Annotated in this window: 20 protein-coding genes and 1 riboswitch; of the genes, 10 read left to right on the forward strand and 10 right to left on the reverse strand. The window is 74.5% G+C overall.

Features of this window, described 5'->3' with window-relative positions:
- Window positions 1-83 precede the first annotated feature (83 nt).
- Window positions 84-605, forward strand: coding sequence for a low molecular weight protein-tyrosine-phosphatase (locus A0J59_RS15920; protein WP_231581643.1), 522 nt, complete (start codon window positions 84-86; stop codon window positions 603-605).
- Here the strand turns inward: A0J59_RS15920 and A0J59_RS15925 are convergent.
- From A0J59_RS15925 to A0J59_RS15935, 3 genes are all read right to left on the reverse strand, one after another.
- Window positions 518-1,153 carry a VanZ family protein gene (locus A0J59_RS15925; RefSeq protein ID WP_064316755.1) on the reverse strand — a complete coding sequence of 212 codons (636 nt, stop codon included), beginning with the start codon at window positions 1,151-1,153 and terminating at the stop codon, window positions 518-520. The genes A0J59_RS15920 and A0J59_RS15925 overlap by 88 nt on opposite strands.
- Before the next feature lie 150 nt (window positions 1,154-1,303).
- Window positions 1,304-1,714 carry an NAD(+)--rifampin ADP-ribosyltransferase gene (arr, locus tag A0J59_RS15930; RefSeq protein ID WP_064316756.1) on the reverse strand — a complete coding sequence of 137 codons (411 nt, stop codon included), beginning with the start codon at window positions 1,712-1,714 and terminating at the stop codon, window positions 1,304-1,306.
- Window positions 1,715-1,805: 91 nt separating this feature from the next.
- On the reverse strand, window positions 1,806-2,966 hold the full coding sequence (locus tag A0J59_RS15935) for an alpha/beta hydrolase (protein ID WP_064316757.1): 1,161 nt from the start codon (window positions 2,964-2,966) through the stop codon (window positions 1,806-1,808).
- Between the two features lie 247 nt (window positions 2,967-3,213).
- On the opposite strand from A0J59_RS15935, the gene A0J59_RS15940 reads away from it, so the two are divergent.
- On the forward strand, window positions 3,214-4,527 hold the full coding sequence (locus A0J59_RS15940) for a glycosyl hydrolase family 18 protein (RefSeq protein WP_064316758.1): 1,314 nt from the start codon (window positions 3,214-3,216) through the stop codon (window positions 4,525-4,527).
- A 120-nt stretch (window positions 4,528-4,647) separates the two neighbouring features.
- On the opposite strand, the gene A0J59_RS15945 is transcribed toward A0J59_RS15940, so the two are convergent.
- Both A0J59_RS15945 and A0J59_RS15950 read right to left on the reverse strand, forming a co-directional pair.
- The gene (locus A0J59_RS15945) at window positions 4,648-5,250 is read right to left on the reverse strand and encodes a DUF1992 domain-containing protein (protein ID WP_064316759.1); all 603 of its coding nucleotides are present in this window, start codon (window positions 5,248-5,250) and stop codon (window positions 4,648-4,650) included.
- 65 nt (window positions 5,251-5,315) lie between these two features.
- The gene (locus tag A0J59_RS15950) at window positions 5,316-5,948 is read right to left on the reverse strand and encodes a hypothetical protein (RefSeq protein WP_156533101.1); all 633 of its coding nucleotides are present in this window, start codon (window positions 5,946-5,948) and stop codon (window positions 5,316-5,318) included.
- A 242-nt stretch (window positions 5,949-6,190) separates the two neighbouring features.
- Here A0J59_RS15950 and A0J59_RS15955 point away from each other — a divergent pair, with 242 nt between their 5' ends.
- The 3 genes from A0J59_RS15955 to A0J59_RS15965 are packed head-to-tail and all read left to right on the forward strand — an operon-like array spanning window position 6,191 to window position 8,783.
- On the forward strand, window positions 6,191-7,375 hold the full coding sequence (locus A0J59_RS15955) for an aminotransferase class I/II-fold pyridoxal phosphate-dependent enzyme (RefSeq protein WP_047230863.1): 1,185 nt from the start codon (window positions 6,191-6,193) through the stop codon (window positions 7,373-7,375).
- Between the two features lie 44 nt (window positions 7,376-7,419).
- Window positions 7,420-8,310, forward strand: a complete 891-nt coding sequence (locus tag A0J59_RS15960; protein ID WP_255365270.1) for an endonuclease/exonuclease/phosphatase family protein — start codon at window positions 7,420-7,422, stop codon at window positions 8,308-8,310.
- Window positions 8,311-8,354: 44 nt separating this feature from the next.
- Window positions 8,355-8,783, forward strand: coding sequence for a DUF1761 domain-containing protein (locus tag A0J59_RS15965; protein WP_064316760.1), 429 nt, complete (start codon window positions 8,355-8,357; stop codon window positions 8,781-8,783).
- Here A0J59_RS15965 and A0J59_RS21990 read toward each other — a convergent pair whose 3' ends face one another.
- Window positions 8,784-9,170, reverse strand: a complete 387-nt coding sequence (locus A0J59_RS21990; RefSeq protein WP_052877318.1) for a hypothetical protein — start codon at window positions 9,168-9,170, stop codon at window positions 8,784-8,786.
- A 216-nt stretch (window positions 9,171-9,386) separates the two neighbouring features.
- Here A0J59_RS21990 and A0J59_RS15975 point away from each other — a divergent pair, with 216 nt between their 5' ends.
- Complete coding sequence (locus A0J59_RS15975) at window positions 9,387-10,304, forward strand: LysR family transcriptional regulator (RefSeq protein WP_064316761.1); 918 nt, start codon at window positions 9,387-9,389, stop codon at window positions 10,302-10,304.
- A gap of 54 nt (window positions 10,305-10,358) precedes the next feature.
- Here the strand turns inward: A0J59_RS15975 and A0J59_RS15980 are convergent, their stop codons facing one another.
- On the reverse strand, window positions 10,359-10,904 hold the full coding sequence (locus A0J59_RS15980) for a pyridoxamine 5'-phosphate oxidase family protein (RefSeq protein ID WP_064316762.1): 546 nt from the start codon (window positions 10,902-10,904) through the stop codon (window positions 10,359-10,361).
- 105 nt (window positions 10,905-11,009) lie between these two features.
- On the opposite strand from A0J59_RS15980, the gene A0J59_RS15985 reads away from it, so the two are divergent.
- Window positions 11,010-12,470 (forward strand): lactate dehydrogenase, encoded by a 1,461-nt coding sequence (locus tag A0J59_RS15985; protein WP_064316763.1) that lies wholly within the window; start codon window positions 11,010-11,012, stop codon window positions 12,468-12,470.
- Window positions 12,471-12,592: 122 nt separating this feature from the next.
- Window positions 12,593-13,456 (forward strand): formate/nitrite transporter family protein, encoded by an 864-nt coding sequence (locus tag A0J59_RS15990; RefSeq protein WP_064316764.1) that lies wholly within the window; start codon window positions 12,593-12,595, stop codon window positions 13,454-13,456.
- Window positions 13,457-13,481: 25 nt separating this feature from the next.
- Here the strand turns inward: A0J59_RS15990 and A0J59_RS15995 are convergent, their stop codons facing one another.
- From A0J59_RS15995 to A0J59_RS16005, 3 genes are read right to left on the reverse strand one after another with little or no spacing between them, the layout of a single operon-like run.
- Complete coding sequence (locus A0J59_RS15995) at window positions 13,482-13,847, reverse strand: SdpI family protein (protein ID WP_172820071.1); 366 nt, start codon at window positions 13,845-13,847, stop codon at window positions 13,482-13,484.
- 41 nt (window positions 13,848-13,888) lie between these two features.
- Window positions 13,889-15,706: an ABC transporter ATP-binding protein gene (locus A0J59_RS16000; RefSeq protein WP_064316765.1), complete on the reverse strand. Its 1,818-nt coding sequence runs from the start codon at window positions 15,704-15,706 to the stop codon at window positions 13,889-13,891.
- Window positions 15,703-17,664 carry an ABC transporter ATP-binding protein gene (locus A0J59_RS16005; RefSeq protein WP_220084500.1) on the reverse strand — a complete coding sequence of 654 codons (1,962 nt, stop codon included), beginning with the start codon at window positions 17,662-17,664 and terminating at the stop codon, window positions 15,703-15,705. Before A0J59_RS16005 ends, A0J59_RS16000 begins: the two co-directional genes overlap by 4 nt.
- A gap of 168 nt (window positions 17,665-17,832) precedes the next feature.
- Window positions 17,833-17,939: riboswitch (glycine riboswitch) on the forward strand.
- Window positions 17,940-18,070: 131 nt separating this feature from the next.
- Between A0J59_RS16005 and gcvP the strand changes: the two genes are divergently transcribed.
- On the forward strand, window positions 18,071-21,136 hold the full coding sequence (gene gcvP, locus A0J59_RS16010; protein WP_082919096.1) for an aminomethyl-transferring glycine dehydrogenase: 3,066 nt from the start codon (window positions 18,071-18,073) through the stop codon (window positions 21,134-21,136).
- Window positions 21,133-22,389, forward strand: coding sequence for a glycine cleavage system aminomethyltransferase GcvT (gene gcvT / locus A0J59_RS16015; RefSeq protein WP_082919097.1), 1,257 nt, complete (start codon window positions 21,133-21,135; stop codon window positions 22,387-22,389). Before gcvP ends, gcvT begins: the two co-directional genes overlap by 4 nt.
- Window positions 22,390-22,403: the final 14 nt, after the last annotated feature.

Below are 22,403 nucleotides of genomic sequence, written 5' to 3' on the forward strand. Positions count from 1 at the left end.
CCTCACGGTAGACGCGGCGGTCGCGGGTCGCCCGGCGACCGACCGCACGTGAGGACCGCGCGGGCCTCGCGCAGAATGGGCCCATGACCAGTGCCGAGGCCCCCGCGCCCTACCGCGTCATGACCGTCTGCACCGGCAACATCTGCCGGTCCCCCATGGCCGAGGTGGTCCTGCGCGACCGCTTCGAGGCGGCCGGGCTCGGCGACCGCGTGGTCGTCGACTCGACGGGGATCAGCGACGAGGAGCGGGGTAACCCGATCGACCGCCGCGCGCGCAGCGTCCTCGCCGAGCACGGGTACGTCGTCGACGGGACGCACCGTGCCCGCCAGGTGCGCGCGGGCGACCTCGCCGCGCGCGACCTCGTGCTCGCGATGACGTCCCAGCACGCGCGCGCCCTGCGCCGCCTCGACGGCGCCGGCCCGGTGCGGATGTACCGCTCGTTCGACCCGGCCGCGCCCCGCGTCGCGCCGGGCGAGCCCGAGCACGTGCTCGACATCGCCGACCCCTGGTACGGCGGTCAGCAGGACTTCGAGGACTGCCTCGCCGAGGTGGAGGCCGCCGCGGACGGCATCGTGGAGTTCGTGCGCACCCAGCTCGACGCCTGAGCAGGAGCACCCGAGGACCAGCGGAAGCGGTCGAGGAACGCGTCGAGCGCGGGGACGCGGCGCAGGAGGGTGAACAGCGCGTAGCCGAGCACGCCGCCCACGACGTTGAAGAGCAGGTCGTCCACGTCGGCGATGTGGCCGCCCCCGAGCAGGTGCGAGGTGACGTACTGGACGACCTCGATCGTCAGGCTGAAGGCCGCCGCAGCCGCCACGGCGCGCCACCACGACGTCCGCGCCAGGAGGAGCGGCAGGAGCATGCCCAGCGGCACGAACACGAGGACGTTCATCACCGCGTCGGCGACCTCGTAGTCCGCCAGGGGCACGAGGGCCAGGTGAGCGCTCCACGGGGCGCTGCTCACCGGCTTGTCGAGGAAGATCGGGAACACCGTGTTGGCCACGACCCCGGCCGCGTAGACGGCGAGCGCGAGCGCGACGGCGGCCCGCGGCACGGTGAGCCGCCCGGCCCGGCGCAGACGCCACAGCAGCACCGCCAGGACCACCGCCCCCAGCGGGACCACGACGGGGAGGACAGGGACCTCGCGAAACACTCGAACCGCTCCTTCAGCTGGCGACGCCACGCACGACGTCGCCGACGGTAGCGGCGCCCCGCCGCCGGGGTATCCACCGACGGGGCGAACCCTGACCCGGCGCCCTCCCCCTGCGGGGGTAGAGGACCCCTGCCCGATGCCTGGCAGCCCTCAGTTGATGATCTCGCCCCGCTCGTCGGACAGCAGAGCCGCCAGTCGCGCGCGCCAGGACGCCAGCGCCTCCTCGCTCAGGCGCGGCCAGTCGGTGACCTCGCGGACGACCCGCAGCGGTGCGCTGCTGCGGAACGACCGCGTCGGGTTGCCCGGGAACTTCTTGTCGGTGACGTTGGGGTCGTCCTCGAACGGACCCGTCGGCTCGACCTGGTAGACCCGAGGTGCCGCGTCGCCGGCTGCGAGCTCGGCGGCGAGGCCGGCGCCGTCGACGAGCGCGGTGAAGTACACGTGGTTCATGGTGACCTCGGGGCGGTAGTTCGAACGGAAGCCCGCGGTCAGCAGGTCGCCCGTCCGGAGATCGGCCTTCGTGCCGTGGAAGAACGGCCCCTCGTCCAGTGCCTGGCTCACGTGCCCACCGTAGGCCCCCGACCCCGCTCGGTGCGGCGGGACTCCCGGGGCGGGGGCGCGACGTCGTGGGCCGGTCTCGTGCGGACTCCGTTCACCGGCGGCCGGCCCGGGTACCCCGCAGCGTCCCGACGGCGGAGCCGACCGTGCGCGCGACGGCGCGCCCGGCGCGGTGGGCGCCCGCGCCGAGGCGGGAGAGCAGCGGGCCCAGCCGGCGCGACGCGGGCGGTGCGGCGTCGGGAGCGGGCGCGTCGTCGTCGGGCACGACGGGCGCGGGACGCGGGAGGTACGCGGCGACCCACTGCGCGATGCGTCCGTACGCGAGCGCGCGCACGGGCCGGGCGGAGAGCACGACGTCGTGCAGGGCGCCGTCGAGGCGCGCGACGGTGACGAGGTCGCCGAGCTGGACGGACCGCTGCGCGACGCCGTCCACGTCGATCGCCGTGTCCGTGTGCATCATCTCGGGCGTCCAGCGGGGCAGCAACGTGCTGCGGGCGGAGAGCAGCACGAGGACGGGCGCCCCGATGGTCAGGCCGCGCGCGACGGTCTGCTGGCCGCGGAACACGGCGGACAGCCACGCGGGCGTGGTGCGGAACCCGTGCTGGGGACGCCATGCGAGGTCGTACGTCCACTCGCCGTCGAAGTCCTTGCTCACCGAGCGCGTGTAGAAGCCGAGATCGACGTTGGGCAGCGGTCGCGTCGGCGTGAGGCGCGCCCGGGCCCCGATCACGGGCTCGAGCAGGAGGCGCCCCACCTCGCGCGTCTGGAACTCCAGCCACGGGCTGTTGAGGACGAGCGCCGCCGCGCGGCCGGGGTTCCGGGCGAGCCAGAGGCTGAGCGTCAGGCCGCCCGTCGAGTGGCCCATGAGCACGAGCTCGCGCGGCGAGCGCCCGTCGCCGCGGTGGCCGATCGCCGCCAGCGCGGCCGCGATGTCCTCGTCGTACGTCGCGAGGTCCGTGACGAACCCCGGCGTCTGGCCGGGCCGCAGGCTGCGCCCGTACTTGCGCAGGTCGAGCGCGTGGAAGCGCGCGCCGTGCGCCTCCCAGAAGTCGGCGAGCTCGGTCTGGAAGAAGTAGTCGGACCACCCGTGGATGTACAGGACGTCGAGGTGCTGGCCGGTCCCGTCCGCGTCGTCTCCCCCGGCCCGACGGCGGCGCACGAGCGTGGCGACGACGTCGCCCTCGTCGTCGGGGGCGAGCGGCAGCGTGAGCTGCTCGTAGTCGTCCCCGAGGACGTCGGGCTGCCAGTCGACCATGCCGCCGACCCTAGGCGCGCGGGCCGCAGGCCGCTCGCCGCGCGCCCGGCCCCGGCCGCGCGTGGGCCGGCCCGCCGCGGCCGCGAGGTCCGTGACCACCCGTGTCCCGCGGGGTTCCGGCCCCCGGTGAACGGTGCGGATCGTGTGGTTCTCCCTCATGCGCGACGCCGTCGCGCGCTTGCAGACTGGCGGCGTCATCGGCCGACGGCGCCCGCCTCGGCCGCCGTGCGACCACCCGAGGTGCCCCGTGAGATCTCGTCCGACCCCGCTCCTCGCCGGAGCGGCCACCGTCGCGCTGGCGGCGGCCCTCGTGGGCGGCGCCGCCGTCGTCCCGGGTGCGCTCGCCCCCGCGGCCGCGGCCCAGTGCTCGACCACCGTGTGGGCCGAGGGCTCGACGTACGCCGCCGGTGCCCAGGTCACGTACGGCGGGCGCACGTACACCGCGCGCGTCACGCACACGGCCTACGTCGGCACGGGCTGGAACCCTGCCTCGACCCCGACGCTGTGGACCGACGGCGGGGCGTGCGACCCGACGGACCCGACGGATCCCACCGATCCCACCGACCCGACGGATCCCACGGACCCGACCGACCCCACGGACCCGACGGACTGCGCGGTGCAGGGCAAGCCGGCGGGGAAGGTGCTCCAGGGGTACTGGGAGAGCTGGGACGGCGCGTCCAACGGCGTGCACCCGGGTCTCGGCCGCATCCCGATCGACGACGCCCGGATCTCCGCGCACGGCTACAACGTCGTCACGCTCGCGTTCCCGGTGATCCGCTCCGACGGCACCGTACTGTGGGAGGACGGCATGGACGTCGGTGTCGACGTGCCCACACCCGCCGAGATGTGCGCGGCGAAGGCGGACGGGACGCGCCTGCTCCTGTCGATCGGCGGCGCGACTGCCGGGATCGACCTGTCCAGCCCGGCCGTCGCGGACCGCTTCGTGGAGACGGTCGTGCCGATCCTGCGCGACAACCACTTCGACGGCATCGACATCGACATCGAGACGGGGCTGTCCGGCAGCGGGAGCATCAGCACGCTGTCGACGTCGCAGTCGAACCTGATCCGCATCATCGACGGCGTCCTCGCGGAGATGCCGAGCACCTTCGGCCTCACGATGGCGCCCGAGACCGCGTACGTCACGGGAGGCAGCGTCGTGTACGGCTCGATCTGGGGCTCGTACCTGCCGATCATCAAGAAGTACGTCGACAACGGCCGCCTCTGGTGGCTCAACATGCAGTACTACAACGGCTCGATGTACGGATGCAGCGGCGACTCGTACAGCGCCGGGACCGTCCAGGGCTTCCAGGCGCAGACCGACTGCCTGAACGCCGGCCTGACGATCCAGGGCGTCACGGTGAAGGTGCCCTACGACAAGCAGGTCCCGGGGCTCCCCGCCCAGGCGGGCGCGGGCGGCGGCTACATGGCGCCGTCGCTGGTGACCCAGGCGTACCAGCCGTACGCGTCGCGCCTCAAGGGCCTCATGACGTGGTCGATCAACTGGGACGGATCGAAGGGCTGGACGTTCGGGGACAACGTCCGCGCGCTCCAGGGCCGCTAGCCGATCCGACGCCCGCTTCCCGCCGAGCACGACATGGGGGCCGTTATCAGCCCGATAGCGGCCCCCATGTCGTGCTCGACGGCGGGCAGTCGGGCCGCGGGCGGGCGAGATCGTCGGGCTCTAGGCGGTCCGGCCGCGCCGTGCGCGCCAGCGTGCGACCTCGTGCTCGACGTCGCGCGTCGGCGTGACCACGGGCGGCCCGCCCAGGAGCTGGCGGCGGGCGTCGACGACGCGCGCGTTGAAGTCCGCCAGGATCTCGCGGACGGTCGTCTCGTCGAGCTCGCGGTCGAGCCGGTCGTCGAGCTCGCGGTCCTCCTGCTTGAGCAGCATCGCCGGAGGGCCCAGACCCGTGAGCTGCTCGCGCTCGATGACCGACTTGAGCCACCAGTCGGGGTCGTGCGTCCCGGTGAGGCCGGGGATCGGCTTGCCCGCGAGCGGGAGGTCGTCGAACTCCCCTCGTCGGATGGCCTGGTCGATCACCGTGTCGACGTACAACGCGCGGTCCTCAGGTCGTACACGCCGGGGGTCGCGGGGCGCAGCGTCATCGTCGGGCACCGGGGACTCGGCGGCGGGCGCCTCGTCCCCGGCGGGACCGGGCACGTCCACGTGTCCCGGGTCGTCGCGCTCCGACGCCTCGCGCGCGGTCTCGCGGTCGACCCGGTACTGCGCGGCGCGCCGGACCGGGTCGTCGTCGGGGGCGCTGCGGGACCGTCGTCGGAACACGAGAACCTCCTCTGTCGGCGTTCCTCCACCCTAAGCACGCGCGGCGGCGCGGGACGAGCGGGTGGTCAGCCGTCCAGGAGCGGGTGGTAGCGACGGCGCAGCCCGCGGTCGACGGCGGCGACCACGCCCGCCACGGACAGCACCGTGTTCACGGGAGCGGGCAGGTCGGGTACGAACGGTGGCGTCCAGCCCGTGACCCCGGAGACGAGGTCGAGGAGCGGCGGCACCTGCGTCACGAGCGCGACCACGAGCACGACCCACGCGGCGACGCCGACCGCGCGGCTCGCCGTCGGGCGTTCGCGGTCCATGCGGTCGCGCCACGCCTCGGCCGTCCCGGGCATCGGCGGGACGTCCCGGACGTCTCCCACGGCGTCGACGACGCGCACGTACCGCATCCCGTAGAGGCTCATCCGGGCCTCGATCCGCACACCCGGGAGGTCGAAGCGCGCCCGGGACCGCTGCTCGTCGACGAGGCGGCGGTCGCGGTAGAGCCGGATCCGCTCGTCCCAGTCGAGGAAGTCCACGTCCACGACGTACTCGTGCCCGCCGTGCCACAGCACGAACGCGCTGCGCCACAAGACGCCCCATCCCGCGACCGGCCGGAACGCCTCGTCGCGGCCGTCGGGCCCACGACCGCCCCCAGCGCGACCGCCCCGCGCCCGGTCGTCGGAGCCGTCGTCCCACACGTCCTCGGTCATGCCGTCCATCCGACCCCGCCGCCCGACGACCGCGCGTCGCCCGGACGACCGACCCCGCGCGCTGAGGCAGGGTGCCATCCCTCGAAGGAATGACCCGCTCCGCGTCGGATCCGGGGCTGCGGGCGTCCCGGCCGTCGAGCCCTGCCGCGACCCCGGGTTCGGCGCCGTGGGGCGCCCCCGGCACCAGGCTGGGCGGCGGTCGGCGGCGGGGGAACCGGCATGATGGCCTCATGTCTGGGTCGATGAAGGTCTCGCGCCGCTCGCACGTGCCGCCGTTCGCGGTCATGGAGGTGCTCGCGGAGGCGAACCGCCTGCGCGACGCGGGGGCGTCCGTCCTCAACCTGTGCGCGGGCGAGCCGTCGACGGGGGCGTCGGACGTCGTGCGCCGCCGGGCGATCGAGCTGCTGGAGCACGGCGACCTCGGCTACACGGAGTCGCTCGGCGTCCCGGCCCTGCGACGGGCGATCGCGGAGCACTACGACCGCTGGTACGGCGTCGAGGTCGACCCGGCGCGCGTCGCGGTGACGACCGGGTCCTCCGGCGGGTTCCTCCTCGCGTTCCTCGCGGCGTTCGACGTCGGCGACCGCGTCGCGCTGGCCCGCCCCGGCTACCCCGCGTACAAGAACATCCTGCGCGCGCTGGGCTGCGAGGTCGTGGAGCTCGACTGCGGGCCGGAGACGCGCTACCAGCCCACGGTGTCACAGCTCATGGAGGCGTACTACGACGGCGGCCTCGACGGCCTGGTCGTCGCGAGCCCGGCGAACCCGACGGGGACGATGATCCTGCCCGCCGAGCTCGACGCCGTCGCGACGTGGTGCGCCGACCACGACGTCCGCCTCGTGAGCGACGAGATCTACCACGGCATCACGTACGACGACGCGGCGGGCGCCACTCCCGCAGCGCTGCCGACCGCGGCGCGGTACGTCGGCGAGGGCGCCGTCGTCGTCAACTCGTTCTCCAAGTACTGGGCGATGACGGGCTGGCGGCTGGGGTGGCTCGTGCTGCCGGACGAGCTCGTCGGGCCGGTCGACGCGCTCGCGGGCAACGTCGCGCTGTCCCCGCCCGCGCTCGCGCAGCACGCGGGCGTCGCGGCGTTCTCGCCCGAGGGGTACGCGGCCGCCGCGGAGAACGTCGCGCGCTACGCGGCGTCGCGCGAGCTCGTGCTGTCGCGGCTCGACGACCTCGGGTGGTCGCGCGTCGCCCCGGCCGACGGCGCGTTCTACGTCTACGCGGACGTCTCCGGGGACGGGCTCGACTCCGTGACGTGGTGCGAGCGGCTGCTCGCCGAGGCGGGCGTCGCGCTCACCCCGGGCACCGACTTCGACGGCGTCCGGGGCGGTGACTGGGTGCGGCTCTCCTTCGCAGCGGCCCCGGCCACGGTCGCCGAGGCCGTGGAGCGGATCGTCGCCTGGCGGCGCACCCTCTGACGCGTCTGGTCGCGACCGTCGCGGGCTCGCGCGAGGATCGTGCGGTGCCGACCGACCCCGCCGCTCCCGGACTGCCCCCGCGACCCGACGGCGCGCTGCGCCTCGCGACCTTCAACGCCCTGCACGGCGCCGCGCTCGACGGCACGGTCGACGTCGAACGGTTCGCGCGCGCGGTCGCGTACCTCGACGCTGACGTGCTCGCGCTGCAGGAGGTCGAGCGCGACTCGCCGCGCTCGCAGCGCGCCGACCTCGTCGCCGTCGCGGCGGACGCGCTCCGCGCCGACCACCGGCACTTCTCCCCGACCCTGCGGGGCGTCTCCGGCGCGTGGGTCCGCGCGGCACGACCGGGCGCGGGGGTGCGGCGCGTGCCCGGCGTCGCGTCCTACGGGATCGGGCTGGTCAGCCGGTTCCCGGTCGCGCGGTGGTCGCGGCTCGAGCTCGACCGGATGCCGTGGCGCTCGCGGATCCGCCGCCGCACGCCCGGCACGACCACCGGTGCCGCGCGCCTCGTCCCCTTCCGCGTCGTCCCGGACGAGCCCCGCGCGGCGCTCGCCGCCGCCGTCGTGACGCCGTGGGGGCCGCTGACCTTGGTGACGGCACACACCACGTCCCGACCCGAGTTCACGGCCGACCAGCTCCGGTCCTTCGCGGGGGCCTGCGCGCCGCTCCCCCGCCCGCTCGTGCTGCTGGGCGACCTCAACCTGCGGGCGCCCGAGCCCGCGGAGATCACCGGGTTCACGTCGCTCGCCGACGTGCTGAGCCACCCCGTCGACCGGCCCGCCCGGCAGATCGACCACGTGCTCGCCGACTCCGTCCCCGGGCAGGCGACGGTCCGGGCCCTCGGCCCCGCGACCGCCGTCGACACGGGCCTGTCCGACCACCGCGCGGTCGTGGTCGACGTGGTCGTCGAACCGCAGGCGCGCGCCACCCCCTGAGCGCTACGCTCCGAGCGACGGCGTCGACGCGAGGGAGCGGTCCGATGGTTCCGGAGATCAACTACTGGGCGGTGCTGGCCGCGACGGTGTCGAGCATGGTCGTGGGCTCCGTCTGGTACACGCCGAAGGTGTTCGGCACCTACTGGATGCGCGTCGCGAAGGTCGACCCGTCCGGCGAGGGCCGGGACGCCGTCGTGCCGATCGTCGTCACGGTCGTGGTCAGCTTCGTCACCGCGTGGGTGCTCGCGGGCGCGACGTACCTCGCGTGGTCCTTCTACGGCGGCGGCTACCTCGGCAACGCCCTGCTGACCGCCCTCGTGCTGTGGGCGGGGTTCACCGCCGCGCGGTTCGTCACGCACGACGCGTTCGAGGGCCGGCCGGCGGGGCTCACGGTCCTCAACGCCGCGCACGAGCTGGTCACCGTGCTCGTGATGGGTCTGCTGATCGGCCTGATCACGCCCGCCGGGGTGTAGTCAGGCGGCGAGCCCGACCTCGCGCGGCGAGGGGTCGCCGTCGGGCAGGACCGGGTCGGCGACGACGGTCGTGGCGGCCCCCGGGACGACCGCAGCCGGGGTCGCCTCGTCGACGACGGTCGCGCGGCGGCGCGCCCGCGCGCGGACGATCACGACGATCGCCTGCACGCCGATGAGGATCCACACGATGTTGGCGGCCACCGACGGCCACACCCCGTTCGCGGCGGCGACCATGCCCATGAGGCCGGCGGCGGTGAGGTTGGTGAGCTGGAACGGGGCGGACGACGCGGCCCAGCGGCCGCGGCTGACCATCGCGTAGGCGACGACGCCGGCGGCGGCGCCGATCCAGCCGAGGAACATGACGAACGCGTCGAGGGTGACGGGCACAGCGGTACTCCGGTGACGAAGAGGGGTGGAGGGGGGTACCGCGACGCTGCGGTGGCTGTGCGCTCCGGGCCGGTGGCTGGTGGCGCGGGTGGTGCGGAAGCTCGGGCGCCGACCCGTAAGGAGGAGGAGGTAACCGACCGGCGCCACGACAAGTGTGAGGCCTCCGGGGCTTCAGCACAATCGAAGGATTCTGCACCGGCCGTTTAGCATCTCTACATGGCGACCGACCCACGCAGACTTGGCTTCCTCCTTGCCGTGCACCGTGGCGGGGGCATTCTCGCGGCAGCAGATCTCCTGCACGTCACCCCGTCCGCGGTCTCCCAGCAGATCCAGCGGCTCGAGGCGGAGGAGGGCGTCGCCGTGCTCGACCGCGGCCCGCGCGGGGTGACCCTCACACCGGCCGGGCGCGTGCTCGCCGAGACCGCCGAGCGCATCGAGACCGAGCTCGTCGAGGCGCGCAAGGCGCTCGCGGCGCTGGGCGACGAGGTCAGCGGCCGCGTCGCCGTGGGGTCGTTCCAGACGGCGATCCGCGCCGTCGTCGCGCCCGTCGCCGGGCGACTGGCGGAGACGGCGCCGGGCATCGAGCTCGACGTGCAGGAGCGCGAGCCCACCGAGGCGCTGCGCCTCCTGCGCGCGGGCGAGCTCGACGTCGTGCTCCTGGAGCGCGACTACGAGGCCGACTCCCCCGCGCCGCGCGGGACGCGCGAGATCGTGCTGCTCGACGAGCCGTGGCGGCTCGTCGTCCCGGCGAGCATGCCCACCCCGACCCGCCTCGACGACGTGCGCGACGTCGTCTGGCTCGGACCCGAGCCCGGCACCGCCGCGGCGCGCGCCCTGCGCCGTCTGTCCCGCGGTCTCGGCGGGACCGTGCGCACGCGGCACAACTACTACGACTTCGACGTCGCGCTGTCTCTCGTCGCTGCCGGGCTCGGCGTCGCGATGCTCCCGGCGCTCGCGGTCGAGGGCGGCGCGTCGGACGAGGTGCCCGACGGCGTCACGGTCGTCGGCCTGCCCGGCCTCGGGTCACGTCGCCTCGTCGCGCGCCACCGCGCCACCCGCCACGAGCCGCGGCCCGTCGTCTCCGCGGTGCTCGACGAGATGGTCGCCGCCGCGGCGGAGATCGACTTCGCCTGACGCCGAGGGAGAGCCGTGGTCACGACCACGCCTCTGCCTCGCGTGACCTGGCCTCTACCTCGCCGGGAGGTCGAAGCGGGTCGCGCCGTAGGGCTCGGCGGTGCCGAACGCGAAGACCCGCTCGGGGACCAGGCGGTAGACGGCCCAGGGCGGCGGCCCGGCCGACGGCGCGCTGAACTCCGCGGTGAGGGCGTCGCCGTCGACGGTCGCGGGCCACCCGTCGGCGCGGAAGCCTGCCGCCGCACGTTCCAGGGTGTCGGGGTCCGTGACGCGCTCGGCCCGCCCCTCGACCGTGAGGTCGAACGGCTCCGTCGCGACCGTGAGCGTGCACCGGGGGTCACGGTGCAGGTTGCGGTTCTTGCGCGTGCCCTCGCCGGAGCACAGGAAGATCTCCTCGTCGAGCACGAGCGCGCCGAACGGCACCACGTGCGGCTTCCCGTCAGGGTCCGTCGTGGCGAGCCACGTCGTGTGCCGGTTCGGGCCGCCCGCGCCGGGCTCCTGCGGGAGCCGGCCGAACAGCGTGTCGTGCACGCGCGCCCACTCGATCGGCGGCGTGCCGTAGCCGTCGAGGTTCTTCACCGTCGGGTCGGCGGTCGTCATCGTCCTGCTCCTCTCGTTCCCGCTGCGTCGAGATGGTCACCCGTCCTCACCTGTCACGACGCGCCCGGGCGCCCGGACTCATCGGTCGGGACGTAGCCTGCCGGGGTGGACGTAGCGGTGGTGGGGGCGACGGGAGACGTCGGCCGGCAGGTGTGCACGCAGATCGTCGAGCGACGGGTGCTCCCGCCGACGGCGCGGCTCCAGCTCGTGGGCCGTGCCGGCGGGGCGTCGGGCCGGGCGGTGCACGGGCTGCGCGCCGACCTCGTCGACGCGTACGACGAGCACGCGCCGCTCCTCGACGTCGCGCACTCCCCCGAGGACGTCACGGCGGACGTGATCGTCGTCGCCGCGGGCCTGACGCCCCCGGCCCGGACCGGAGCCGATCCCGACCGCCGGGTCCTCGCCGCCACGAACGGCGCCGTGCTCGCGGAGTACGCCGACGCCATCGCGCGCCACGGGTCGGGGCACGAGGTGGTCGTCGTGGTGACCAACCCCGTGGAGCTCGGCGTCGCCGTCATGGCGGAGCGTCTGGGGCGGCACCGCGTGCTCGGGATGGGCGCGTGGCTCGACACGTTGCGGTTCCGGCGCGAGCTCGCGGTCGAGCTGGGCGTGCGGCGGCACCGCGTCGGCGGGTTCGTCGGGGGCCAGCACGGCGAGGACGCCGTGCCGCTGTGGTCGACGGTCCGGGTGAGCGGGCTCGACGCCGACGAGCGCGCACGGGCCGTCGCGGCGCTGCGGAGAGGCCGCACGCTCGACGCGCTGCCCGCCGAGATCGCGGCCGCGAAGGACCAGCTCGCGCGCGTCGCCGCCGACGACATGGGCGCGGCGTTCGACCTCATCGACACGTGGCCGGCGGACCTGCGCCTGGTCACGCGGCCCTGGATGACGCACCAGTCGGGCGCCAAGACGCCCGCCGGGACGGCCAGCGCGACGGTGGACCTGCTCGAGGTGATCCTCGACGGGCGCGAGATCGTCGTCGCGGGGCAGGTGGCCCTCGACGGCGAGCTCGACGGACGGCTCGACGGGAAGCTCTCGGGGCCCGACGGCGCCCCGCACCGCGGCGTGCTCGGCGTCCCCGTGGTCCTCGGCCCGGGCGGGTGGACGCGCGTGCTCCTCGACGACCTGCCCGACGACGAGGCGCGCCGCCTCGCGCACGCGGCGGACGGCGTCGGGCGCATGGTCGCGGCGAGCACGGCGCGCGACGACGCAGCGGGCGAGGAACCGCGCGGGAGCGCGGGCGACCAGGCCCCGACGGGCGAACGGGCGCCGTCGGGCCGGGCCGGGGCGGAGGCCGCGTGGGTCGCGACCGTGCACGGCCTCGACCAGCCCGGCACGCTCACGGCGCTCACGGGGGTGTTCTCGACGCGCGGGGTCAGCTTCGACTCGCTCGCGACGGAGCCGGTGGACGACGACGGCCGGGCCGGCCGGATCGTCGTGACCTTCCGCGCGACGCCGCGCCGCACGCGGGCCCTCGAGCGCGCGGTCCGGCGTCTCGCGACGGTCCGTTCCGTCGCGGTCGAGCCCGCGCCGGGCACCGAGTTCTCACAGGGCGGCGCCGCGCGCTGAGCGACCCCGGTAACGAGGTCGCTCCCCGGCGGGAACGCGGTCGAAACCGCGGGTTCCTAGCGTGGGACGCGCCGTCGGGCGCTCCCCTGCCGCGACGTCGCCTCAGAGACCGGAGCCCGCCCATGTCCTACGTCAAGCCTGCCGAGCTCGTCCCGACGATCATCGACGCCGGCGCCAACAAGGTCCTGCTGTCCACGCGCGACACGCTCGTGCGCTCGACGATGGGTGGCGCGATCCTCGCGATCGCCGCCGCGTTCGCGGTGACGGTGACGGTCACGACGGGCCACGCGATCCTCGGCGCCGTCCTCTTCCCGGTCGGGTTCATCCTGCTGTACCTGCTCGGGTACGACCTGCTCACCGGCATGTTCGTCCTCGGCCCGCTGGCCTGGCTCGACAAGCGACCCGGCGTCACGGTGCGCGGCGTCCTGCGCAACTGGGGCCTCGTGTTCGTGGGGAACTTCCTCGGCGCGTTCGCCGTCGCCGTGATGATGGCGATCGTCGTCACCTACGGGTTCGACACCCCGCCCAACGAGGTCGGTCAGGCGATCGGGCACATCGGCGAGGGCCGCACGGTCGGGTACGCGGAGCACGGGGCGTCGGGCATGCTCACGCTGTTCGTGCGCGGCATGCTGTGCAACTGGATGGTGTCCATGGGCGTCGTCGGCGCGATGATCGCGAAGGACGTGCCCGGCAAGGCCATCGCGATGTGGATGCCCGTGATGCTCTTCTTCTTCATGGCGTTCGAGCACTCGATCGTCAACATGTTCCTGTTCCCGTCCGGGCTGCTGCTCGGGGGCGAGTTCACGATCATGGACTACCTCGTCTGGAACGAGATCCCCACCGTGCTCGGCAACCTCGTCGGCGGCCTGCTCCTCACCGGCCTCCCGCTCTACCTCACCTACGGCCGCCCGGCGGCGCGCCGTACGGTGCAGGAACCGCAGCCCGGGCCGACGGCGGAGCGCGAGCTGGTCTCCGAGCCCGCCTGACGCGATCCTGCCCGCCGAGCGCGGGTCAGCGGCTGCGGTCGGCCTCGCGCCGCACGGCGCGGGTCCCGACGACGAGCCCGCCGACCGTGAGGGCGAGCGTCAGTCCCGCCGCGACGAGGACGACGACGAGGCCCGCGTCGTCGCCGACGAGGAACAGCACCGGGGCGGCGGCGACGAGCACCCAGCCCGCGGCCTCGCTCAGCGGGCGGGCCGCCCGGTGGGCGGTCCGCCACGCCTCGTCGCTCGCGAGCGTCGTCGCGGTGCGGATCCCGGCGACCTGGTTGCGGCCGACGCGTCCGTCGGCCGTCGCCCGGGCGCACCAGACGAGCAGGAGACCCGCCCCCGCGAGCACGAGCAGGAGCACGACGTCGGCCCAGGTGTCGGCGTTCACGGCACCCACCCTGTCACGACCGCCGAGGTGCCGGCGCGCGCCTACCGGTAGGCGCGGGCCTGGAGCGCGTACATCTCGGCGTACGACCCGCCCGCGGCGGCGAGCTCCTCGTGGGTGCCGAGCTCGGCGACGGCGCCGCCGTCGAGCACGACGATGAGGTCGGCGTCGCGCACGGTCGAGAAGCGGTGCGAGACGAACAGCGTGACGCCGCCGGAGGTCGTGCCGGTCCGCCGTGCCGTCTCGGTGAACCGCTCGAACAGCGCGTGCTCGGCGGTCGCGTCGAGCGCGGACGCGGGCTCGTCGAGCGCGAGCAGGAGAGGGTCGGCGCGCAGGAGCGTGCGGGCCAGCCCGAGCGTCTGCCACTGCCCGCCCGAGAGCTGGGCGCCGTCGGCGTAGCCCGTGCCGAGGATCTGGTCGAGGCCGTCCGGCGATCGCTCGACGACCGGGCGGGCGCGGGCCTCGTCGAGCGCGGCCCACAGGACGTCGTCGTCGTGGAGCGCGTCCACGCGCCCGATCCCGACGTCCTCGCGCAGCGAGAGCTCGAGGCGCGCGAAGTCCTGGAACAGCGTCGCGACGCGCGACTGCCACGCGGCGGGCGCCACGTCCGCGAGGTCGACGCCGTCCGCGAGGATGCGGCCCGACGTCGGCCGGTACAGCCCGCACAGGACCTTGACCAGGGTCGACTTGCCGGCGCCGTTCTCGCCCACGAGCGCGACGGTCGCGCCCGCGGGCAGGTCGAGGCTGACACCGTCGAGGACGGGTCGGTCCGCGCCGGGATAGGCGAAGGTGAGGTTCTCGACGCGCAGTCCGCGGGCGAGTCGAGCCGGTAGCTGCTCGACGGCGGCCACGCCCTCGGCGCGCACGCCACCCGGGTTGCCGACCGCGCCGGGAGGCGTCGCCGTCGCGCGCAGCCGGAGGAGCTTCTCGACCGTCCGCCCGGCGTCCTGGAGGTTGCCGAACAGCGAGAGCGCGCCCGCGACCTGGGTGCTGACCTGGATGGCGAGCGTGACGACGAGCACGACCTGGCCGATGGCCGCCGTACCGGACGCGGCGCTGCGGAGCACGAGGAGGACCGCGGCCCCGTAGGCGAGCGCGAACCACACCTGGCCCGCCGCGCGCAGCAGCGAGGAGCGGCGGTGCGCGCTCCACAGGACCGCCGTCGTGCGGTCCCACGCCGCGCGCTGCCGGTCCCCGACGAGGTGACGCGCGCCGAAGAGCCGGATCTCCTTGGCCGACGAGCCCGTCGTCCCCGCGGTGACGAGGTGCCGGGAGAGGCGCACGTCGTCGGCGGTGACGTCGCGCGCCGCGTCGAGCACCCGCTGCGCGCGGTCGGCGAGCCAGACGGGCGGCAGGGCCGCGAGGGGCAGCAGGAGCAGCCACGGCTCGACGAGACCGAGGATGACCGTGGTGACCAGGATCTGGAGCACCATGCCGCCGAGCTGGAGCGTGCCCTCGAGGGCCAGCCGGACCCGTTGCAGGCCCTCCGTCACCGCGGTGAGGAGGCGGACGCGGTCCGGGTCGTCGAGCTCGGCGAGGTCCGCCGAGCCGTGCGTGAGCTGGGCGACCTCGTCCAGCAGGTGGAGCTGCTGGAGGTCCGCGACCTCGAAGTACGACAGGTGGGCGAAGTGGCCCAGCATGAGCTCGGCGATGACGAGGGCCGCGACCGCGCACGCGAGCCCGACGGCGCGCGCGACGTCCTGGTCGACCAGCGCGTCGGTGAAGAGCCCCAGCCCGACGCCGACCAGGGGGCCCGCGAGGAACCCGATCGTCAGGAGCACGACCGCGACGAGCAGGCGACGCCGGTCCGTCCGCCAGGCGAGGGCGAGCATGAACCGGGCGGCGAGCGCGACGCGCTTCATCGGGTACCTCCGGAGGTCAGGGCCGTCTCGGGGCTGGCCGCGTCGGGGTCCGGGTCGAGGTGCGGGTCGGGGTCCGGGTCGTCGGGCGAGTCGCTGCGGAACCGGCGGGCCTGGAGGACGAAGAGCTCGGCGTAGCGGCCGTCCGCGGCGAGCAGCTCGTCGTGGGTGCCCTGCTCGACGACTCGCCCTTCCGCGACGACGACGATCTGGTCCGCCGGGCGGACCGTCGAGAACCGGTGCGAGATGACGACGGACGTCACCGCGTGCTCGCGCGCCACCGTCGCGACGGCGCCGCGGGCGAGGAAGCGCTCGAAGAACTCGGCCTCGGCGCGGACGTCGAGCTGCGCCGTGGGCTCGTCGAGGACGAGGACGTCCGCTCCGCCCGAGACGGCGAGCAGGGCGCGCGCGAGGGCGATGCGCTGCCACTGGCCGCCCGACAGGTCACGGCCACCCGCGTACCCGCCCGAGAGCACCGTGTCGAGGCCGTCGGCGAGGCCGTCCACGACGCCGTCCGCCCCCGCGGCAGAGATCGCCTCGCGCAGCCGGGCGGCGTCGTCGCGCAGCTCGGGCGCGCCGAGGCCGACGTTGTCGGTGACGGAGAGCTCGAGGCGGAGGTAGTCCTGGAAGATCAGGGCGAGGCGGCGCCGCCACGCCTCGAGCGGGAGGTCGCGCACGTCCACGCCGTCGACCGTGATGCGCCCCCGCGTCGGCTCGTACAGGCGCGCGAGGAGCTTGGTGGTCGTCGTCTTGCCGGCGCCGTTGAGCCCGACGATCGCCGTCGACGTGCCCGGGACGAGCTCGAGGTCGAGGCCCTTCAGGACCCACGGGCCGTCGTCGGCATACCGGAACCACACGTCCTCGAAGCGGATCACGCCGTGCGGGACGGGGGCGTCGCCGCCCTCCCGGGTTGCCTCGGGCGTGGCGGACCGCAGTCGCTGCTCGAACCGCTCGAGCGCCTCGAACGAGAGCAGGCCGAACTGCGTGCGCACGTCGCACTCGGGGAAGTACACCCCGAACCGCAGGGGGATGAGCACCGCCTGGATCGCGACGCCGAGCGCGAAGAGGTCGAGCGTGTCGTCGAGCGCGACCAGGACCAGGACGATCGTGCCGCCGACCAGGCCGATCGCCGAGAAGCCCACGAACGGCCAGAGCTGGAGCCGACGGTTCACCGTCCACTGCGGCTCGAGGTAGGCCATCGTCTCCCGGCGCAGGCGCTCGCGCAGCCACCCGAGCACGCCGAGGAGGCGCACCTCCTTGGTGATCCCCGGCGTCGTCGCGAGCTCTCGCAGGTAGTACATCCGGCGCCGCTGGGGGTGGAGGGTCTTCCAGATCGGGGTGAGCTTGCTGAACGTGCCCCGCACCCCGGCGCGCATGACGAGCGCCGTCGCGAGGATCACGGCACCCGCGAGGGGCGAGACGACGACACCGACGAGCACGGCCGCGCCGACGAGCTGCACGTACCGGCCGACGAGCGGGACGAGCGCTCCGGCCGCGTCGCCGGGGCTCATGTTCTGCCGGGCGAACGCCGCGCGGGCGTCGGCGACGACGTCCAGCACCTCGGCGTCGTCGAGGAGCGCGAGCGGGGCGTCGGACAGCGCTGCGCCGAGGAGACGGTCGATGCAGCGCTGGTCGACCCGACGCCCGATCGTCTCGACGATCCCGGTCTGGAACGGCGCGAGGAGCTGCTGCACGACGAGCGCCCCGACCGCGACGCCGAGCACCGCGAGCAGGTCGCTCCACCCGGCGCTCGCCGCGCCGTCGGTCATGCTCGGCAGGAGGAAGAGCACGCGCCCCAGGGCGACGATGGACACGAGCGGCAGGAGGGCGAGGAGGACGCTCAGCGCGAGGCCCACCGCCACGAGGGCGACGCCCGCGTGCCGCAGCAGCCCCCACATGGTCGTCCAGCGTCGGACCCGCTCCCCCAGCGGCGGCATCGAGGCCGCACCTTCGGTCGTCATGACTCCCCCACCCACGTCGCGTCGTCGCTTCGCCCGCCGTGACGCTAGCGCGGATCGTTCGGGGTCCGTAGTTATTACCTGCGACGTGAGGCGACGGCGGAGCGCACGCCTCGGCGCGCGCGACGTCTCGACCGGTATGATCGAGCCCACAAACGCAGTACTGCCGCCCGAACCACGACGGGAGAGCTCGGTACCCGGTCCAGCGGACCGGCGCCGGCGCCGAAGGAGCAAACCCTCCCCGGGAATCTCTCAGGCCCCCGTACCGTCGAGGTGAGGCAACTCTGGAAAGCGGCCGTGCGCCCGTCGGACCCCCGGCGGCCTCGGCCCACCGACGGTGCAAGTCGGCGCGCCCCGGCCCTCGTGGCACGGCGGACCGGCAAAACTCTCAGGTCGACGCGTGCGTCCGATGACAGAGCGGGGAGGGACCCGCCGTCGTCCCCTCCACCGGGAGTCCCTCGTGACCCAGCCGTCCTTCGACCCCAGCTCACGGCACAACGCTGCGACCGGCGCGTTCGCGCCGCGCCACCTCGGCCCGCGCGGGCGCGAGGTCGGGGTGATGCTCGACCAGCTCGGCTTCGCCTCGCTCGACGCGCTCGTCGACGCGGCCGTCCCGGCGTCGATCCGCTCCGAGCGTCCGCTCGACCTGCCCGCGGCGCGCACCGAGACCGAGGTGCTGGAGCACCTGCGCGCGCTGGCCGGCAAGAACGTCGTCAAGACGCAGATGATCGGGCTGGGCTACTACGGCACCGTCACTCCCCCGGTGATCCGCCGCAACGTCCTCGAGTCCCCCGCCTGGTACACCGCGTACACGCCGTACCAGCCGGAGATCTCGCAGGGTCGTCTGGAGGCGCTCCTCAACTTCCAGCAGGTGGTCGAGGACCTCACGGGCCTGGACGTCGCGAACGCGTCGCTCCTCGACGAGGCCACCGCGGTCGCCGAGGCCGTCGCGCTCATGTGGCGGGCGTCGCGCGCGAAGAGCGGCTACGTCGCGCTCGACGCCGACCTCTTCCCCCAGACGCTCGCGGTGACGCTCGGTCGCGCGCACGCCGTCGGCCTGCCCGTCGTGGTCGCGGACCTGTCGGGTGGCCTGGACGCCGGCCTCGCCGCGGCCCGCGCGGCGGGGGCCTTCCCCGCCGGGGTGGACGACGACGCGCAGCTCGTGGGCGTCGTCGTCCAGCAGTCCGGGGCGTCGGGACGCGTCGTGGACTGGCGTCCCGTGGTCGCGGAGGCCAAGGCCGCGGGCGCGCTCGTCACCGTCGCGAGCGACCTGCTGGCCCTGACGCTGCTGGTCTCCCCCGGCGAGCTCGGCGCCGACGTGGCCGTGGGCTCGGCCCAGCGGTTCGGAGTCCCGCTGTTCTACGGCGGCCCGCACGCGGCCTTCATGGCCGTGCGCAAGGGTCTGGAGCGCTCGCTCCCCGGCCGCCTCGTGGGCGTCTCGATCGACGCCGACGGCGACACCGCCTACCGCCTCGCGCTCCAGACGCGCGAGCAGCACATCCGCCGCGAGAAGGCGACGAGCAACATCTGCACCGCGCAGGCGCTCCTCGCCATCGTGGCCTCGATGTACGCCGTCTACCACGGGCCTGACGGCCTGCGCGCGATCGCCGAGCGCACGCACGCGCACGCCACCACCCTCGCGGACGCCCTGCGTGCGGGCGGCGTCACCGTCGAGCACGACACCTTCTTCGACACCGTCCGCACCCGCGTCCCCGGCCGCGCGGACGCGGTCGTCGCTGCCGCGGCGGCCGCGGGCGTGAACCTGTACAACCCGAACGCGGACCATGTACAGATCGCCTGCGACGAGACCACCACCTCCGCAACTCTCGCCACGGTGCTTCGGGCCTTCGGCCTCACGGACCAGTCCTCTACCTCGTCGGACCAGGTCTCTACCTCGCGAGGTAGAGGCCTGGTCACGAACGGTGGCGAGGCGAACGGCGAGGCCGTCTCCCCCGCCGGAACCGACCGCGAGCTCCCGTCGTGGGCACGACGCGCGACGCCGTACCTCCAGCACCCGATCTTCCACCTGCACCGCTCCGAGACGTCCATGCTGCGCTACCTCCGCCGGCTCTCGGACAAGGACCTCGCGCTGGACCGCACGATGATCCCGCTGGGCTCGTGCACCATGAAGCTCAACGCGACGGCGGAGATGGAGGCGATCTCCTGGCCGGAGTTCGCGGACCTCCACCCGTTCGTGCCTGCTGACCAGGCGCTCGGCTACGCAGAGCTCATCGGCGGCCTGGAGTCGGCGCTCGCGGAGATCACGGGCTACGCGGGGGTCTCGGTGCAGCCGAACGCGGGGTCGCAGGGCGAGTTCGCGGGCCTGCTGGCGATCCGCGACTACCACGTGTCGCGCGGTGACACCGAGCGCGACGTGTGCCTCATCCCGGCGTCGGCGCACGGGACGAACGCGGCGTCGGCGGCGCTGGCGGGTCTGAAGGTCGACGTGGTGAAGACCGCGGAGAGCGGCGAGGTCGACCTCGGAGACCTGCGGGCGAAGCTCGCCGACCACGGGCCCCGGGTCGCGGCGATCATGATCACGTACCCCTCGACGCACGGCGTCTACGAGGAGCACGTGCGCGAGGTCTGCGACCTCGTACACGAGGCGGGTGGTCAGGTGTACATCGACGGGGCGAACCTCAACGCGCTCGTCGGCCTCGCGCGCCCGGGCGAGTTCGGCGGCGACGTCTCGCACCTGAACCTGCACAAGACGTTCTGCATCCCGCACGGTGGGGGAGGACCTGGCGTCGGCCCGGTGGCCGTCGCCGAGCACCTCGTCCCGTTCCTGCCCGGGGACCCGCTCGCGCCGGGCGCGTCCACCGCGACGCCCGTCTCGGCGACGCGGTACGGGTCGGCCGGGATCCTGCCGATCTCGTACGCGTACGTCGCGCTCATGGGTCCGGACGGGCTCACCGAGGCCACGAAGACCGCGGTCCTCACGGCGAACTACGTCGCGAGCCGCCTCGCCGACCACTACCCGGTGCTCTACAACGGGCCGAACGGCCTGGTCGCGCACGAGTGCATCCTCGACCTGCGACCGATCACGGCGGAGACCGGCGTGACGGCGGAGGACGTCGCGAAGCGGCTCATGGACTACGGGTTCCACGCGCCGACGCTGTCCTTCCCGGTCGCGGGCACGCTCATGGTCGAGCCGACCGAGAGCGAGGACCTCGCCGAGCTCGACCGGTTCGTCGACGCGCTCGTCGCGATCCGCGGCGAGATCGACGCCGTCTCCTCGGGCCGCTGGAGCGTGGAGGAGTCGCCGCTGCGCGGCGCCCCGCACACGGCGGCGGCGCTCGTCGCGGAGACGTGGGACAAGCCGTACTCGCGCGAGCTCGCGGCCTACCCGGTCGCGAGCCTGCGCGCCGGGAAGTACTGGCCGCCGGTGCGCCGCATCGACGGTGCGCGGGGCGACCGCAACCTGGTCTGCTCGTGCCCCCCTGTGGAGTCCTACGTGACGGGAGACCTCGCATGACCGACCAGCCGACCGACCCGATCGACCTGCCCGGCGACCAGCCGGCCGACAGGCCGACCGACAGGCCGACCGACAGGCACAGCCCGCTGCACGACGAGCACGTCGCGCTGGGTGCGAATCTCACGAGCTTCGGCGGGTGGCTCATGCCGCTGCGGTACACGTCCGACCTCGCGGAGCACCGCGCCGTCCGCGAGGCGGCCGGCCTGTTCGACCTCTCCCACATGGGGGAGATCGAGGTCGCCGGCCCGCAGGCGGGGGCCGCGCTGGACCACGCGCTCGTCGGCAACCTCACCGCCGTCGCGCCGGGCCGAGCGCGCTACACGATGATCTGCCAGGAGGACGGTGCCGTCCTGGACGACCTCGTCGTGTACCGGCTGGGTACGGAGCGGTTCCTCGTCGTCGCGAACGCGGGGAACGCGGACCTCGTCGCGCGCGAGCTCGTGGCCCGCGCCGTCGGCTTCGACGCCACCGTCACGGACCAGGGTGCGGACACGGCCCTCGTCGCCGTGCAGGGTCCCCGTGCGGAGGAGATCGTCGCGGGCTTGACCGACCCGGGCGACGCCGCCGCGGCGCAGACGGTGCGTGACCTCAAGTACTATGCCGCCGCGCCCTTGGCCCTGCGGACCGACGCAGGACAGGTCGACGCGCTCGTCGCGCGGACCGGGTACACGGGGGAGGACGGCTTCGAGCTGTTCGTGCCCGCGGACCGTGCCGCGGACCTGTGGCGCACGGTGCTCGCGGCCGGCGCGCCGCTGGGCCTCGTCCCCGCGGGCCTGTCCGCGCGCGACTCGCTGCGCCTGGAGGCGGGCATGCCGCTGTACGGGCACGAGCTCGACACGACGACCACGCCGTACGAGGCAGGACTCGGTCGCGTGGTGAAGCTCGACAAGGTCGCCGACGACGGCACGCCGCTCGAGTTCGTCGGTCGGGCCGCGCTCGCGGCGCGCCGGGCGTCCGCGCCCGCGCGCGTGCTCGTCGGCCTCAAGGGCCTGGGTCGCCGTCCCGCCCGGGCGGGCTACGCCGTCGTGCTCACCGAGGCCGAGCCCGGGGGAGCGGTGGGGGAGTCCGCGCGCCGGGTCGGCACCGTGACCTCGGGGTCGCCCTCGCCGACGCTGGGCCACCCGATCGCGCTCGCGTACGTGACGCCCGAGCTCTCGGCGGAGGGCACCGAGCTCGCGGTCGACGTGCGCGGCCGCGCGGAGCCCGTGGTGGTCGTGCCGCTCCCGTTCTACCGTCGTCCCCAGCAGTCCTGACCTGCCCAGCCGTC

The sequence above is a fragment of the Cellulosimicrobium sp. I38E genome, assembly GCF_001647255.1.
GTDB classification, from domain to species: domain Bacteria; phylum Actinomycetota; class Actinomycetes; order Actinomycetales; family Cellulomonadaceae; genus Cellulosimicrobium; species Cellulosimicrobium cellulans_E.

Excerpts from the sequence above, each read along its gene's own strand:
- A0J59_RS15935 (WP_064316757.1), bottom strand. The coding sequence starts at position 2,966 with ATGGTCGACTGGCAGCCCGACGTCCTCGGGGACGACTACGAGCAGCTC.
- A0J59_RS16000 (WP_064316765.1), bottom strand. The coding sequence starts at position 15,706 with ATGAAGCGCGTCGCGCTCGCCGCCCGGTTCATGCTCGCCCTCGCCTGG.
- gcvP (WP_082919096.1), top strand. The coding sequence starts at position 18,071 with ATGACAGAGCGGGGAGGGACCCGCCGTCGTCCCCTCCACCGGGAGTCC.
- A0J59_RS15975 (WP_064316761.1), top strand. The coding sequence starts at position 9,387 with ATGGCGACCGACCCACGCAGACTTGGCTTCCTCCTTGCCGTGCACCGT.
- A0J59_RS15920 (WP_231581643.1), top strand. The coding sequence starts at position 84 with ATGACCAGTGCCGAGGCCCCCGCGCCCTACCGCGTCATGACCGTCTGC.
- A0J59_RS16005 (WP_220084500.1), bottom strand. The coding sequence starts at position 17,664 with ATGACGACCGAAGGTGCGGCCTCGATGCCGCCGCTGGGGGAGCGGGTC.
- A0J59_RS15980 (WP_064316762.1), bottom strand. The coding sequence starts at position 10,904 with ATGACGACCGCCGACCCGACGGTGAAGAACCTCGACGGCTACGGCACG.
- A0J59_RS15950 (WP_156533101.1), bottom strand. The coding sequence starts at position 5,948 with ATGACCGAGGACGTGTGGGACGACGGCTCCGACGACCGGGCGCGGGGC.
- A0J59_RS15965 (WP_064316760.1), top strand. The coding sequence starts at position 8,355 with ATGGTTCCGGAGATCAACTACTGGGCGGTGCTGGCCGCGACGGTGTCG.
- gcvT (WP_082919097.1), top strand. The coding sequence starts at position 21,133 with ATGACCGACCAGCCGACCGACCCGATCGACCTGCCCGGCGACCAGCCG.
- A0J59_RS15955 (WP_047230863.1), top strand. The coding sequence starts at position 6,191 with ATGAAGGTCTCGCGCCGCTCGCACGTGCCGCCGTTCGCGGTCATGGAG.
- A0J59_RS15990 (WP_064316764.1), top strand. The coding sequence starts at position 12,593 with ATGTCCTACGTCAAGCCTGCCGAGCTCGTCCCGACGATCATCGACGCC.